At 71.4% G+C, this 14,731-nt stretch carries 11 protein-coding genes; 7 read left to right on the forward strand and 4 right to left on the reverse strand.

Annotation, left to right across the window (positions count from 1 at the left end):
- Positions 1-98: 98 nt before the first annotated feature.
- The 4 genes from AB0G59_RS28075 (at position 99) to AB0G59_RS28090 (ending at position 6,231) form a co-directional block, all read left to right on the forward strand.
- Positions 99-851 carry a TIGR03089 family protein gene (locus AB0G59_RS28075; protein ID WP_360917249.1) on the forward strand — a complete coding sequence of 251 codons (753 nt, stop codon included), beginning with the start codon at positions 99-101 and terminating at the stop codon, positions 849-851.
- A 102-nt stretch (positions 852-953) separates the two neighbouring features.
- On the forward strand, positions 954-2,261 hold the full coding sequence (locus AB0G59_RS28080) for an LCP family protein (protein WP_360917252.1): 1,308 nt from the start codon (positions 954-956) through the stop codon (positions 2,259-2,261).
- Positions 2,262-2,533: 272 nt separating this feature from the next.
- The gene (locus AB0G59_RS28085; RefSeq protein ID WP_360917255.1) at positions 2,534-4,288 is read left to right on the forward strand and encodes an LCP family protein; all 1,755 of its coding nucleotides are present in this window, start codon (positions 2,534-2,536) and stop codon (positions 4,286-4,288) included.
- Between the two features lie 110 nt (positions 4,289-4,398).
- Entirely contained in the window at positions 4,399-6,231 is a 1,833-nt protein-coding gene (locus AB0G59_RS28090) for an LCP family protein (protein ID WP_360917258.1), read from the forward strand.
- 81 nt (positions 6,232-6,312) lie between these two features.
- Here AB0G59_RS28090 and AB0G59_RS28095 read toward each other — a convergent pair whose 3' ends face one another.
- Positions 6,313-7,332 (reverse strand): glycosyltransferase family 2 protein, encoded by a 1,020-nt coding sequence (locus AB0G59_RS28095; RefSeq protein WP_360917261.1) that lies wholly within the window; start codon positions 7,330-7,332, stop codon positions 6,313-6,315.
- Between the two features lie 314 nt (positions 7,333-7,646).
- Between AB0G59_RS28095 and AB0G59_RS28100 the strand changes: the two genes are divergently transcribed.
- On the forward strand, positions 7,647-9,044 hold the full coding sequence (locus AB0G59_RS28100) for an LCP family protein (RefSeq protein ID WP_360917276.1): 1,398 nt from the start codon (positions 7,647-7,649) through the stop codon (positions 9,042-9,044).
- Positions 9,045-9,059: 15 nt separating this feature from the next.
- On the opposite strand, the gene AB0G59_RS28105 is transcribed toward AB0G59_RS28100, so the two are convergent.
- The gene (locus AB0G59_RS28105; protein WP_071965352.1) at positions 9,060-9,608 is read right to left on the reverse strand and encodes an acyl-CoA thioesterase; all 549 of its coding nucleotides are present in this window, start codon (positions 9,606-9,608) and stop codon (positions 9,060-9,062) included.
- Between the two features lie 109 nt (positions 9,609-9,717).
- Here AB0G59_RS28105 and AB0G59_RS28110 point away from each other — a divergent pair, with 109 nt between their 5' ends.
- Positions 9,718-11,007: an LCP family protein gene (locus AB0G59_RS28110; protein ID WP_360917264.1), complete on the forward strand. Its 1,290-nt coding sequence runs from the start codon at positions 9,718-9,720 to the stop codon at positions 11,005-11,007.
- A 21-nt stretch (positions 11,008-11,028) separates the two neighbouring features.
- On the opposite strand, the gene AB0G59_RS28115 is transcribed toward AB0G59_RS28110, so the two are convergent.
- The gene (locus AB0G59_RS28115) at positions 11,029-11,814 is read right to left on the reverse strand and encodes a VOC family protein (RefSeq protein WP_360917267.1); all 786 of its coding nucleotides are present in this window, start codon (positions 11,812-11,814) and stop codon (positions 11,029-11,031) included.
- A 130-nt stretch (positions 11,815-11,944) separates the two neighbouring features.
- Positions 11,945-13,102 (reverse strand): acyl-CoA dehydrogenase, encoded by a 1,158-nt coding sequence (locus AB0G59_RS28120; RefSeq protein ID WP_360917270.1) that lies wholly within the window; start codon positions 13,100-13,102, stop codon positions 11,945-11,947.
- 195 nt (positions 13,103-13,297) lie between these two features.
- Between AB0G59_RS28120 and AB0G59_RS28125 the strand changes: the two genes are divergently transcribed.
- The gene (locus AB0G59_RS28125) at positions 13,298-14,638 is read left to right on the forward strand and encodes a UDP-glucose/GDP-mannose dehydrogenase family protein (RefSeq protein WP_360917273.1); all 1,341 of its coding nucleotides are present in this window, start codon (positions 13,298-13,300) and stop codon (positions 14,636-14,638) included.
- Positions 14,639-14,731: the final 93 nt, after the last annotated feature.

A 14,731-nucleotide genomic window follows, 5' to 3' on the forward strand; every position in this document is an offset into this window, starting at 1 on the left:
TATGTCCATTCACGCACTGACGGCGAGTCGGCCCCAGGGGCCCCGGAAGCCCGCCGCGCGGCTGACCGCCGCCGCCCCCGCCGCGTACCCTGACGCCGATGAACGCCACCGATCGCACCCCCGCCGACCTGCTGCGTTCCGCGCTCGCCGCGGACCCGGCCCGCCCGCTCGTGACCTTCTACGACGACGCCACCGGCGAGCGCGTGGAACTGTCCGTGGCCACCTTCGCCAATTGGGTGGCGAAGACCGCCAATCTGCTCCAGGGCGAACTGGCCGCCGAACCCGGTGACCGGCTCGCGCTGCTGCTGCCCGCGCACTGGCAGACCGCCGTCTGGCTGCTGGCCTGTTCCTCCGTCGGCGTGGTCGCCGAGGTGGGGGGCGATGCGTCCGGTGCCGATCTGGTCGTCAGCGGGCCGGACACGCTGGAGGAGGCGCGGGCCTGTTCCGGAGAGCGCGTGGCGCTGGCACTACGCCCCCTGGGCGGGCGCTTCCCCCAGCCGCCGGCCGGCTTCGCCGACTACGCCGTCGAGGTGCCCTCCCAGGGCGACCGCTTCGCCCCGTACGCGCCCGTGGACCCCGACGCGCCCGCGCTCGCCGTGGGCGGCTTGGAGCTGACGGGGGCGCAGCTGGTGGAGAAGGCCCGCACCGACGCCCACCAGCACGGCCTCGGCCCGGGCTCGCGGCTGCTGTCGGGGCTGCCGTACGACAACTGGGAGGGCCTGTCCGCCGGGCTCTTCGCCCCGCTCGCCGCGGGCGGCTCCGTCGTGCTGTGCCGCCACCTCGACCGCCTCTCCGGCGGCGGCCTGGACAAGCGCCGCGAGAGCGAGCGCGTCACCGTGACGGCCCTCTGACGCTGCCGCGACGCCGCGCCGGGGCGATGATCGGCGGTACGTGCGTACACGCGCCGCAGCACGCACGCCGCCGACCGAGCGCAGGAGGGACGCAGCGCAGCCGTGACCTACCGCCCTGGCAGCCCCGGCCGGCCGGGCGGCCCCTTCGCCGGGGGGCCGCCCGGGCGGACGCCCGCGCCGGGACGGCGCCGGGGGCGGCGCCGGCTGTGGCTGCGCCGGCTGGCGGTGGGCCTGGTGGTCCTGCTGCTCACGGCCGCCGGGATCGGCTGGGTGCTCTACGAACGGCTCGACAGCAACATCACCACCGACACCGAGACCGCCGACGAGCTGCGCCGCTGGGAGAAGGAACGCCCCAGCGCCCTGGTCAGCGGCGCCCAGAACATCCTGATCATCGGGTCCGACACCCGCGCCGGCGCGGGCAACGGCCAGTACGGCGAGAACGGCGGCGGCCAGCGCTCGGACACCACGATCCTGCTGCACCTGGCGGCCGACCGGAAGAGCGCCACCGCCGTCAGCCTCCCCCGCGACCTGATGGCGAAGATCCCCAGCTGCCGGCGACCCGACGGCTCGTACACCAATGAGCGGTTCGCGCAGTTCAACTGGGCGTACGAGCTCGCCGGCACCGCCTGCACCATCCGGACCGTGGAGAACATCACCCGGATCCGGATCGACCATCACATCGTGCTGGACTTCATGGGGTTCAAGGCCCTGGTCGACGCCATCGACGGGGTCGAGGTGTGCCTGAAGCGCCCCGTGGACGACCGGGAGGCGAAACTGAAGCTGCCCGCCGGCCGCCAGGTGCTGCACGGCGAGCAGGCGCTGGGCTACGTCCGGGCCCGCTACAGCCTCGGGAACGGCAGCGACACCGAGCGGATGGGCCGTCAGCAGTTGTTCCTGGGCGCCCTGGTGCAGGAGATGCAGAGCGACGGCGTGCTGCTCAACCCGGCGCGGCTCTACCCGGTGCTCGACGCGGCCACCAAGTCCCTGACCACGGACGCCGGGCTCGACTCGCTCAAGAAGATGTACAACCTCGTGCGGACCGTGCGGGACATCCCCACCGAGCGCGTGCAGTTCCTCACGGTGCCGCGCCACCCGTACCCGTACAACAGCGCCCGCGACGAGCTCGTGCAGCCGGATGCGGACCAGCTCTTCCAACAGCTGCGCATGGACCGGCCGGTGTCGGTGAGCGCGCACGTGCGGCCGGCCGACGGCAAGCCGGGGGGCCGCCGGCCCGCCGTCGAGCCCGAACCCGAGGAACGGGAGAGCGCCGAGGGGACGGAAGGGACCTACGAGTCCGTGGCACCGCCCTCGCCGTCCATGGCGCCCTCGCCGTCGCCCTCCCCCTCGCCGCTGCCCACGACGCCGCCCACCTACGAGGGCACCACCGCCGCGCACGGCGTCTGCGGCTGACCCGCACGCAAAGAACGCCAATAAAATCGGCAAAAGGTGCAGAAACCTTTTCGTGCCGATGTTCGTTGCAACATCCGTCCCCGCGAAGGGATTGGGCAGATTGCCCAGTTGTAGGCGAGTGCAATTTGTCACCGGTGTCGCTCGACGCTGAACTGGGCGGATAGTGTGAGCGATCCGGTGCGCACGGCCGGCTGACCGCGCACTGCACAGACGACATTCGAGCGCCTCGGGGGGTAGGCGCCGCGTGGCACCGACGGAGGATTCAAGCGACCGTGGACGCGCAAGGCCGTGGGCGAGCGGGCGGCATCGACCCCGCCGACCAGTGGGTGTTCGACCCCGATACGGGCAGCTACGAGCTGCGTCTTGACCATGACGGGGAACCGGTGGCGGCGTCCGGCGGCGCCCCCGCCGCGACGCCTTCCGCTCCCCGGGCCGCCGCCAAACCTTCGGCGGCGCCCCGGCAGAAGCCGAAGCCGGGCGGCGGGCGCAACGTGCCCGGACAGCGCGGCACCGGGGGCGGACGGCGGGCGGGCGCGGCCAAGGCGGCCACGGGCCGCCGCAAGCCGAAGCCCAAGAAGAGCGTCAAGAAGAAGGCCCTGATGTGGACCGGGGGCACGATCGGCGTGGTGCTGGTCGTCACCTCGGTCGGCGGCTATCTGCTCTACCAGCACTTCAACAACAACATCGACAAGGTCGACGTCGGCATCAACAACGACGCCGTCACCAAGGGCCCGGTCAATATCCTGATCATCGGCACCGACAAGCGCTCCGGCGACGGCAACACCGGGTACGGCGACGACGGCAGCGTCGGGCACGCCGACACCACGCTGCTGTTCCACGTCTCCGAGGACCGTACGAACGCCACCGCGCTGTCCATCCCGCGCGACCTGATCACGGACATCCCGGCCTGCCCCACCAAGAAGGGCGGCACCACCAGGACCATCCCCGGCTCCAAGGGCGTCCGCTTCAACGAGAGCCTGGGCCAGGAGGAGCGCGACCCCGGCTGCACCTGGCGGACCGTCGAGCAGCTGACGGGCCTGAAGGTCACCCACTTCATGATGGCCGACTTCAACGCCGTCAAGCGGCTGTCCTCGGCGGTCGGCGGCGTCGAGGTGTGCCTGGCCAAGGACATCAACGACGCCGACTCGCACCTGAAGCTGGGCAAGGGGCGGCACACGGTCGAGGGCGAGCAGGCCCTGGCGTTCGTGCGGACCCGGCACTCCGTGGGCTTCGGCGGCGACCTCAGCCGGATCGAGCTGCAGCAGCAGTTCCTGAGCTCGATGATCCGGAAGATGAAGGCCGGCGACACCCTCACCAACCCCAAGAAGCTCTACGACCTCGCCGACGCCGCCACCAACTCGCTCACCGTCGACACCGGCATAGGTTCCGTGTCCAAGCTGACCGCTCTGGCCAAGGAGCTCAGCAAGGTCAATCTGAAGAACATCACCTTCGCGACCGTGCCCGTCGTCGACAACCCCGCCGAGGGCAAGCAGCACAAGACGGTCGTCCTGGACAAGCCGAAGGCCGAGCCCCTCTTCGCCATGGTCCGTCAGGACGTCTCCCTCACCGAGGTGAAGGAGAAGGAGAAGAAGGCCCAGGAGCAGGCCGACGCCAAGCAGGCGGCGCTGCTGGAGGGACCGAAGGCCGAGCCCGCGAACGTACGGGTCAAGGTGTTCAACGGCAGCGGCAAGGTCGGTGCCGCGGGCGAGACCGTCAGCTGGATGCAGAACTCCAAGGGCATGACCCGCACCAGTAACGGCGGCAACGCCACGGGCGGGAAGAAGGACAAGACCACCCTGGAGTTCGCCCCCAACCAGGCCGACCAGGCCCGCCGGCTCGCGGAGGCCATGGGCCTGCCCGCCGACGCCCTGAAGCAGGGCTCGGGCGACGCCGCGCCCACGGCGGAGATGAAGCTCACGCTCGGCGCGGACTTCAAGGGCGCGGGCACCCCGCTCTCGGCACCGGACAAAGCGCCCGAGGGGATCCAGAAGGTCGAAGCGGACGATAACAACATCTGCGCGAAGTGAACCCCGTGAACGGCCTTTCGCATCTCATTGGCCAGTAATACTCATCAGGTACGACTTCGGTTACATCACGCCTGCCCATCGGGCCGGACGCACCATTCAGGGGAGGCCCGATGCGGCAGAGCAGCGGCGTGCGGGGAGAGCGGGCCAACGAGCCCCACGAGGCCAAGCAGTCCGGGGAGTCCAAGGGCTCGAAGGACGCGAAGGCCCCGAAGGCCTCCGGCGCGTCGGGCACCTCCGGGACCGGTGGCTCCGACGAGGGCAAGGGTGCCAAGGACGAGAAGGGTGCCAAGGAGTCCGACGGCGCGGGCTCCGGCGGGTCCGGCTCCATATCCGGCGGCGGTCCACGCCGCCGCCGCATCGGACGCATAGCCCGCTGGACCGCGCTCGGCCTCTCGCTCCTGATCCTCGGGGTGGCGGCCGCGGGGTACTTCTACTACGAGCACCTCAACGGCAACATCAAGAAGAACAAGCTCAACCTCGGTGACAAGCAGCTCGACCGCAGCGTCGCCAACGCCGAGGGCCAGCGCCCGCTGAACATCCTGATCCTGGGCTCCGACAGCCGGGGCAGCAAGGAGAACGTCGCCCTCGGCGGCGCCCGCGACGACGCCGACCGGCCCCCGCTCGCCGACGTCCAGATGCTGGTGCACGTCTCGGCCGACCGCAGCAACATGTCGGTCATCAGCGTCCCGCGCGACACCCGGGTGACCATCCCCAAGTGCACCGACCCCGAGAGCGGCAAGGTCTACAAGGGCACCGACCGGCAGATCATCAACACCAGCCTGGGCAACGGCGGTCCCGGCTGCACGGTCGCCACGTGGGAGGAGCTCACCGGCATCCCCATCGACCACTTCATGATGATCGACTTCTCCGGCGTGGTGAACATGGCCGACGCGGTCGGCGGCGTGCCGGTCTGCGTGGACGCCAACGTCTACGACGACAAGTCCGGCCTGCGGCTGAACAAGGGCACGCACACCATCAAGGGCAAGCAGGCCCTGCAGTGGCTGCGCACCCGGCACGGCTTCGAGGACGGCAGCGACATCGGCCGCACCCACGCCCAGCACATGTACATGAACGCGATGGTGCGTCAGCTCAAGTCCGGCACCAAGCTCACCGACCCCGGCCAGCTCACCGGCCTCGCCGAGGCGGCCACCAGGGCGCTCACTGTCGACAAGGACCTCGGCTCGGTCAAGGCCCTCTACGAGCTCGGCAACGACATGAAGCGGGTGCCCTCCGGCCGGATCACCATGACCACCATGCCGTGGGCCTCGGACCCGCAGAACCCGGACGCGCACGTGGTCCCCAAGCCGGGCGACGCCGACAAGCTGTTCTCGCTCGTCCGCAACGACATCGCGCTGGACGGCAAGGACAAGAAGAAGGACGACAAGAACCCGCCGCCCACCGCCCCCGTCGCCCGCAAGTCGGACATCGCGGTCACGGTGTTCAACGGCACCGGCACCGCCGTGGAGCCCCCGGCCACCGGCCGCGGCTCCGACATCGCCGCCTTCCTGGTCAAGGAGGGCTTCGCCAAGGCCACCTCGGACTCCACGCCCCGGGCCCAGGCGGACACCACGATCACCTATCCGAGGGCCACACAGCGCGGCGACGCCCTGGCCGTGGCCAAGGCCCTCGGCCTGCCGGAGAGCGCGGTGCGCCACTCCCCCGAGGTCCAGCAGATCACGCTGGTCGTCGGCGGGGACTGGCGCAAGGGCACGGCCTACCCCAAGCCCGAGGGCGACGAGCCGGCCGCCGATCCCTCCGGCACGCCGGGCGAGAAGGACGGCAAGGGGGACAAGGACCCCAAGGACCCGAAGGACGCTGACGGCAAGAGCGGCCAGAAGAAGGGCGACGGCAAGGGGGACAACAAGGCCCCCGAGAGCTCCGACCCGCTCAACGGCGACGACAGGTCGGCCTGCATGAAGGTCAACACGCTCAACCGCTTCTGAGCGCGCAGCGGCCGCCGCTTCTGCATGCGAGAGCGGCCGCCCGGGGGGCTCCCCGGGCGGCCGCTTTCGTCTGCCGCTTGCCTACTGCTCCGCGCGGACCGCCGGCCGGCGGCTGGCGATGACCTTCTTGGCGAGCGAGCGCGGGCTGGTGAGGAAGCCGAAGCCCCACGACATGTGCATCGTCGCCAGCGCCACCGGGATGCGCAGCCGCGCCCCGGCGGGCAGCCCCTTGCCCGCCGGCACCGAGCCGGCCGTGATGGCCGCCACGTACCCGGCCGGCACGATCAGGCCCCACGGGGTGACGACCGCACCCACGACCACGCCCGCCGCGATGGCGAGGACGGCGGCCGGGGCCGCGAGGTAGCGCAGGTTGATCGAGCCCTGGTGGTAGCGGGCGACGACGTGCCGCCAGCGCCCGTAGTTCTTGTACTGCTTGGCCAGGGCCCGGACATTGGGCCGGGGCCGGTAGGAGACCTTCAGCTCCGGCGAGAACCAGATCAGACCGCCGGCCTCACGGATGCGGAAGTTCAGCTCCCAGTCCTGGGCGCGGATGAACTCCTCGTTGTACCCGCCCAGCCGCTCCAGCACCTCGCGCCGGAAGACGCCCAGGTACACGGTCTCGGCGGGGCCCGCCGCGCCGCCGGTGTGGAACGCCGCGTTGCCCACCCCGATCTTCGAGGTCATGGCGGCCGCGACGGCCCGCTCCCAGTCGTTCTCGCCCTCGGCGTGCATGATGCCGCCCACGTTCTGGGCGCCGGTCTCGTCCATCAGCCGCACGGCGGTGGCGATGTAGTCCGGGGAGAGCATGCCGTGGCCGTCGACCCGTACCACGATCGGGTGACGCGACGCCTTGATCGCCGCGTTCAGTGCGGCGGGGGTGCGACCCGTGGGATTCGGCACGGTATGGACCCGGGAGTCCTCCCGGACCAGCTCCGCGGCGATCTCGTCGGTGCGGTCGGTGGACGGTCCGAGGGCGATCACCACCTCCAGCTCACCGGCATACTCCTGCTCCAGGATGTGTCGCACGGAGGTGCGCAGATGCCGCTCTTCATTGAGCACCGGCATGATCACGGAAACGGCGGGCAGCTGCTGATCGGGCATGGTTCCTCGGGGGTACGGGGGTCGGGGGAACCCCCCGGCGGTCGGTGGAAACGTCCGTCACGTTACCGCCAATGGGGGACGGGGTCCCGCCCCGCCCGGGTGGCCGGGGCGCTGCGGACGGCGTGGGGCCGCAGACAGTTCATCGTATGGGCCTACGGTGTTCGCACTTTCTGCGCAGATGTCTCCCCCGTGTTCCGACCGCTCGTCGCGGAGGTCTCGAAGTGACCGCACCGGCCCGATCCTCCCGTCAGCGCACGACCCGGTACCGGACCCGCCGTGCGCACTGGGGCAAGCGTCTGGCCACGGGTGCGGCGGTGGCGGTGCTGGGCACGGGCGGCATCGGGCACGCGGTGGTCACCGGGCTCGGGGACGGCATCGGCCGCGTCGACGCCTTCGAGGGGCTCTCGGACCGGCCGGGCGGCGGGCGGGGCATGAACGTGCTGCTCGTCGGCACCGACGGCCGCGACAAGATCACCGAGGAGGAGCGGCAGCGCTACCGCCTCGGCGGCGCCCCCTGCCACTGCACGGACACGGTGATGCTCGTCCATCTCTCCGCCGACCGCGACCGGGCGACCGTGGTCAGCCTGCCCCGCGACACCTACACGGAGATCCCCGAGCGCACGGACGAGACCGGCAGGTTCCGCCCCGCCCACCCCGTCAAGCTCAACGCGGCGTACGCGGAGGGCGGCCCCGGGCTGACCGTGCGCTCGGTGGAGCGCCTGACCGGAGTGCACGTCGACCACTACATGGAGATCGACTTCACCAGCTTCATGAAGACCGTCGACGCCGTGGGCGGCGTGCAGGTGTGCACGGTGCGGCCGCTCAAGGACACCTACACCGGGCTCGACCTGCCGGCCGGCACCAGCAACCTCGACGGCGGCCAGGCCCTGCAGTACGTACGCTCCCGGCATCTGGACGGGGCCGCCGACCTGGGCCGGATGCAGCGGCAGCAGCGGTTCCTCGCCTCCTTGATGCACAAGGCGGCCAGCGGCGGGGTGCTGCTGAACCCGGTGAAGTTCCAGGACGTCGCCTCCGCCGTCATCGGCTCGGTCCGCGCCGACCGGGGCTTCGGCACCGACGAGCTCATCGGGCTCGGCCAGGCGATGCGGAACCTGACGCCCGCCTCGGCGGAGTTCACCTCCGTGCCGATCGCCGTCGCGAACTTTCCCGTGCCGCACCTCGGCTCGACCGTGAAGTGGGACGAGGCGGGGGCCGACCGGCTCTTCCGGGCCCTGCGCGAGGACCGCCCGGTCAACACCGCCCCGCGCGCCCCGCACCAGGCGGCCGACGCCAAGCCGCCGGCCAGGACGGGCGAGCAGCCCCCCACGGCCGTCGAGGTGGCCCCCGAGCAGGTGCGCGTCCAGGTCCTCAACGGCAGTGGCCGCGACGGGCTCGCCCGCACGGCCGACCAGGCGCTGCGCGCCACGGGCTTCGCCACCACGGGCCTGCCCACCGACGCCAGGCACCCCACCGCGCAGCACACGCTGATCACCTACGACCCGCGCTGGGACCGCTCGGTGCGCTCGCTGGCCGCCGCGCTGCCCGGGGCCCGGCTGCGGGCGGTGCCGGGGCAGGGGCCGCTGATGCGGGTGACCCTGGGCCCGGACTTCACGCGGGTGCACCCGGTACGGGCGCAGGACCCGCCGCACCCGCGGAGCGGGGGCGTCGCGGTGGTCACGGGCGACCAGGTGGTCTGCCCGGAGAGCGCGTAGGAGGCGGGCGAGGGGTCAGTCCTCGAAGCCCTCGGCGGCGCGCTGCTCACGCAGCTCCATGATCGCGCGGCGCCGGGCGAGCCGGTGCGTGCGCCGGATCTGCGCCTCCTGATAGCGCCGCCGGTCCTTGTCCGTCTCGGGCAGCACCGGCGGCACGCGCCGGGGCTTGCCGTCCTCGTCGACCGCGGCGAAGACCAGATAGGCGCTGCCGACCTGGACGGCGGGCGTGGACTCGTTCCACCGCTCGGCGAGCACCCGCACGCCGATCTCCATGGAGGACCGGCCGGTCCAGTTGCACTGCGCCTTCACATGCACGAGGTCGCCCACCCGGACCGGCTCCAGGAAGGCCATCTCGTCCATGGAGGCGGTGACCGCGGGGCCGCCGGAGTGCCGGCCGGCGACCGCGCCGGCGACGTCGTCCACCAGTTTCATGATCACGCCGCCGTGGACGGTGCCCAGCAGATTGGTGTCGCTGCCGGTCATGATGTGGGAGAGCGTCGTGCGGGCGGCCGACGTCGGCTTCCCGGATATGTCCGACTCCGGGCTCCGGTCCTCATTGCTCATGCCCTCCACTGTATGCGGGGGCGCCGCACCGGGCCGGATTTGCATCAGCTCTGCAACAGCACCGCCCCTCCCTGTGAGACGGCGCGTCCTGGCATGCACACTCGGTTGCATGAACGATTGGCCCGAAGGGCGGACCCCCGACCGCCGCGAGCGGTACGGGCGCGGCAGCACCAGCGCCGAGCCGGAGGGCGCCCGCGCCCTGTCGCACGTACGGCGCGACGCCCCGCCCCAGCAGTACCGACCGCCCCAGGGCTACGACTCCCACGCCCCGCAGGGCCCCCCGGCGCCCCGGGACCACGACGGCTACAGCACCGGCCAGGTCTACGGGCCCGGAGCCGGCTCCCCCGCGGGTCCCGGCGGTGGCTCCGGGGCCGGCGGCGGGCGCGCCCGCGGCCCGCGCGCCGGTGCGCCGAACTGGCGCAAGCGCATCAAGATCGGTGCGATCGTCTTCGTCACCGCGCTGCTGGCCGTCTCCATCGGCACCTACTTCTGGGCCGACGGCAAGATGCGCCGCGAGGTCGACCTGAGCAAGGTCCAGGACCGCCCGGCGGCGGGCGAGGGCACCAATTACCTGATCGTCGGCTCCGACAGCCGGGAGGGCCTGTCCGACCAGGACAAGAAGGACCTGCACACCGGGTCCGCCGACGGCAAGCGCACCGACTCGATGATGATCCTGCACACGGGCGACAACGGCACCACGATGCTGAGCCTGCCGCGCGACTCCTACGTCACCATCCCCGCCTTCACCGGCAAGCAGTCGGGCAAGAAGTTCCCCGCCGCCACGCACAAGCTCAACCAGGCGTACGCGGACGGCGGCCCGGAGCTGCTGGCGCAGACCATCGAGTTCAACACCGGGCTGCGCATCGACCACTACGCGGAGATCGGCTTCGGCGGCTTCCGCAACCTCGTCGACGCGCTCGGCGGCGTGGAGATGTGCCTGGACAAGCCGCTGAAGGACCGGGACTCGGGCGCGGACTTCGAGGCGGGCTGCCAGGAGCTGAACGGCGCCCAGTCGCTGGCGTTCGTCCGCCAGCGCCACCAGGAGGCCGACCAGGACCTGGGCCGGATGCGCAACCAGCAGAAGTTCCTGAACACCCTCGCCAAGCAGGCGGCCTCCCCGGCCACGATCCTCAACCCGTTCCGCCTCTACCCCGTCATCGGGTCCGGCCTCGACACCCTCATCGTCGACAAGGACATGGGGCTGTGGGATCTGATGGACATGTTCTGGGCGATGAAGGGCGTCACGGGCGGCGACGGGCAGCAGATGACCGTGCCGATCGCCAACCCGAACTTCCCCACCCGCAGCGACGGCGTGGCCGTCAAGTGGGACACGACGAAGGCCAAGCAGCTCTTCGAGCAGCTGAAGAAGGACCAGAAGGTCACCGTCACCGACAAGTGACGCCCGTGGGGCGCCGTGGGGCTACGACTTCATGGGGGTCGGGGTGATGAGGGCGAACACCGCGCCCTGCGGGTCCTGCACCACGGCCATCCGGCCCGCGACCATGTCGAACGGCGGCTTGAGCACCGAGCCGCCGGCCCTGATCAGGGCGTCGACCGTGCTGTCGACATCGTCGACGGAGAAGTACGTCAGCCAGTGGGAGGGCGAGCCGGGAGGCGACTTCTCGAGGTCCTGCATGCCGCCGACCGGGCGGTCGGCGGCCTTGAGGGAGAAGTACCCCGGCGCGTCCTTCATGGTGGTGGCCGTCAGCCCCAGGGCGTCCTCGTAGAAGGCGGCCGCCGCCTCCGGGTCGGCGGTGTTCAGCTCGTTCCACACCACCGAGCCGGGTTCGTTGACCACCTGGGCGCCGATGAAGTCCCCGGCCTGCCACAGCCCGAACACCGCGCCCGTGGAGTCCGCCACGACGGCCATCCGGCCCAGGGTGAGGACGTCGGTGGTCTCCATCAGCGGCGTACCGCCGTTCTGGCCGACCTTCGCCACGGCCGCGTCGGCGTCGGTGACGGCCAGGTACGTGGTCCACGCGGGCGGCGGCTTGGACCCGCCCTCCTGGGCCATCGAGGTCATGATCCCCGCCACGGCCCTGCCGTTCAGGGTGCACACCGCGTACCCGCCGGTCTCCGGCGGCCCGGGTTCCCCCTGCCAGCCGAACAGGTCCCGGTAGAAGTCGAGCGCCTCCCGCTGGTCGGGGACCACGAGATCCACCCAGCAGGGCGTGCCGGGAACGTAGGGCTCGGTTACCTCGGGCATGACGCGTCGCCTCCCTGGCAGTACGGACACCCCCGGGACCCACCTTCACCCGCCGTCGGCCGTATCGCCACCGCGAAACGCCGAACGGCCCCCGACAGTGCTGTCGGAGGCCGTCGCGCGGGGGAACCCGTTACGGGAGGTTGCGCGCCATGACGATGCGCTGGACCTGGTTCGTGCCCTCGTAGATCTGCGTGATCTTGGCGTCGCGCATCATGCGCTCGACCGGGTAGTCACGGGTGTAGCCGTAGCCGCCGAGGAGCTGGACGGCGTCCACCGTGACCTCCATGGCCACGTCGGAGGCGAAGCACTTCGCCGCCGCGCCCTGGAAGGTGAGGTCGCTGTCACCGCGCTCGGACTTGGCGGCGGCCGCGTAGGTCAGCTGGCGGGCGGCCTCGATCTTCATGGCCATGTCGGCGAGCATGAACTGGACGCCCTGGAAGTCGCCGATCGGCTTGCCGAACTGCTTGCGCTCCTGGACGTAGCCCTTGGCGTAGTCGAGGGCGCCCTGGGCGATGCCGAGGGCCTGGGCCGCGATGGTGATGCGGGTGTGGTCCAGGGTCTTCATCGCCGTGGCGAAGCCGGTGCCCTCCTCGCCGATCATGCGGTCGGCGGGGATGCGGACGTTGTCGAGGTAGACCTCGCGCGTCGGGGAGCCCTTGATGCCGAGCTTCTTCTCGGGGGCGCCGAAGGAGACGCCCTCGTCCGACTTCTCGACGACGAAGGCGGAGATGCCCTTGGAGCGCTTCTCCGGGTCGGTGACGGCCATGACCGTGTAGTACTCGCTGACGCCGGCGTTGGTGATCCAGCGCTTGACGCCGTTGAGGACCCAGAAGTCGCCGTCGCGCACGGCGCGGGTCTTCATGCCGGCGGCGTCCGAGCCGGCGTCGGGCTCACTGAGGCAGTACGAGAACATCCCCTCGCCCTTGGCGAGCGGGCCCAGGTACTTCTTCTTCAGCTCGTCGGAGCCGGAGAGGACGACCGGCAGCGAGCCGAGCTTGTTGACGGCCGGGATGAGGGAGGACGAGGCGCACACGCGCGCGACTTCCTCGATCACGATGACGGTGGCGAGCGCGTCCGCGCCGGCTCCGCCGAACTCCTCCGGGACGTGCACGGCGTGCAGGTCGGAGGCGGTGAGCGCGTCGAGCGCCTCCTGCGGGAAGCGCCCCTCCTCGTCCACCTCGGCGGCGAACGGCCCGATCTTCGCCTCGGCGAGCGAGCGGACGACCTTGCGGAGCTCGTCGTGCTCCTCGGCCGGCCGGTACAGGTCGAAGTCCTTGTTTCCCGCCAAGGCGTACTCCCCAGAGAGTTAACTACCGTTTAGTAACCCCGATTCTAGGGGCGCCCCACACAGGGGGGATACGTGAGCTTGCCGACAGCGACGATCTCCCCTGGATCCTTCCCGACCAGGGCCCGACTATGCTCGGGCAACGCAATCCGGCAGGTGGGCACAGCCAGCACCGCGAGTCAGCACATGGAGTACCGCATGGCCCTCAAGATCACCGTGATCGGCACCGGTTACCTCGGTGCCACCCACGCCGCGGCCATGGCCGAGCTCGGGTTCGAGGTGCTGGGACTGGACGTGGTGCCCGAGAAGATCGAGACGCTCTCGCGCGGCGAGGTCCCGATGTACGAGCCCGGGCTGGAGGACCTGCTGCGCAAGCACGTCGCCGGGCTCGAGGGCTCGACCGGGCGGCTGCGCTTCACGACCTCCTGGGAAGAGGTCGCCGACTTCGGCGACGTGCACTTCGTCTGCGTGAACACCCCGCAGAAGCACGGCGAGTACGCCTGCGACATGTCCTACGTCGAGAGCGCCTTCACCTCCCTGGCCCCGCTGCTGCGCCGCCCCGCGCTGGTGGTCGGCAAGTCGACCGTGCCGGTCGGCAGCGCCGCCCGGCTCGCGCAGCTGCTGGCCGGGCTGGCGCCGGCGGGCTCCGACGTGGAACTGGCCTGGAACCCGGAGTTCCTGCGCGAGGGCTTCGCCGTCGAGGACACCCTGCACCCCGACCGCATCGTCGTCGGCGTCGGCGGCGAGCGCGGCGAGAAGCTGCTGCGCGAGGTCTACGCGACGCCGGTGGGCGAGGGCTCGCCGTTCGTCGTCGCCGACTACCCCACCGCCGAGCTGGTCAAGACGGCCGCCAACTCCTTCCTCGCCACGAAGATCTCCTTCATCAACGCCATGGCCGAGGTCTGCGAGGCCGCCGACGGCGACGTGGTGAAGCTGGCCGAGGCGATCGGCCACGACGAGCGCATCGGGAAGAAGTTCCTGCGGGCCGGCGTCGGCTTCGGCGGCGGCTGCCTGCCGAAGGACATCCGCGCCTTCATGGCCCGCGCCGGCGAGCTGGGCGCCGACCAGGCCCTGACCTTCCTCCGCGAGGTCGACTCCATCAACATGCGCCGCCGCGCCCACATGGTCGAGCTGGCCCGCGAGAGCGTGGGCGGCAGCTTCCTCGGGCAGCGCGTCGCGGTGCTCGGCGCGACGTTCAAGCCGGACTCCGACGACGTACGGGACTCGCCCGCGCTCAACGTCGCCGGGCAGATCCACCTGCAGGGCGGCCAGGTGACGGTGTACGACCCCAAGGGCATGGACAACGCCCGCCGGCTCTTCCCCACCCTCGCCTACGCGCCGAGCGCGCTCGAGGCGTGCCGGGGGGCGCACGTGGTGCTGCACCTGACGGAGTGGGCGGAGTTCCGGGAGCTGGACCCGGCGGCCATCGCCGACGTGGTGGCGGAGCCGCGTCTGCTCGACGGCCGCAACGCACTCGACCCGGCCGCGTGGCGTGCCGCCGGCTGGACCTTCCGCGCGATGGGGCGCCCGCAGGCGTAGTTGTCCCCTGTCCCGCCCCTTCCCGTAACCGGGGCTCCGCCCCGGACCCCGGTCCTCAATCGCCGGACGGGCTGCAAATGCAGCCCGTCCGGC

It is taken from the genome of Streptomyces sp. NPDC021096, assembly GCF_040641275.1.
In the GTDB taxonomy this organism is placed as follows: Bacteria; Actinomycetota; Actinomycetes; order Streptomycetales; family Streptomycetaceae; genus Streptomyces.

Excerpts from the sequence above, each read along its gene's own strand:
- AB0G59_RS28095 (WP_360917261.1), bottom strand. The coding sequence starts at position 7,332 with ATGCCCGATCAGCAGCTGCCCGCCGTTTCCGTGATCATGCCGGTGCTC.
- AB0G59_RS28110 (WP_360917264.1), top strand. The coding sequence starts at position 9,718 with ATGAACGATTGGCCCGAAGGGCGGACCCCCGACCGCCGCGAGCGGTAC.
- AB0G59_RS28090 (WP_360917258.1), top strand. The coding sequence starts at position 4,399 with ATGCGGCAGAGCAGCGGCGTGCGGGGAGAGCGGGCCAACGAGCCCCAC.
- AB0G59_RS28115 (WP_360917267.1), bottom strand. The coding sequence starts at position 11,814 with ATGCCCGAGGTAACCGAGCCCTACGTTCCCGGCACGCCCTGCTGGGTG.
- AB0G59_RS28105 (WP_071965352.1), bottom strand. The coding sequence starts at position 9,608 with ATGAGCAATGAGGACCGGAGCCCGGAGTCGGACATATCCGGGAAGCCG.
- AB0G59_RS28125 (WP_360917273.1), top strand. The coding sequence starts at position 13,298 with ATGGCCCTCAAGATCACCGTGATCGGCACCGGTTACCTCGGTGCCACC.
- AB0G59_RS28075 (WP_360917249.1), top strand. The coding sequence starts at position 99 with ATGAACGCCACCGATCGCACCCCCGCCGACCTGCTGCGTTCCGCGCTC.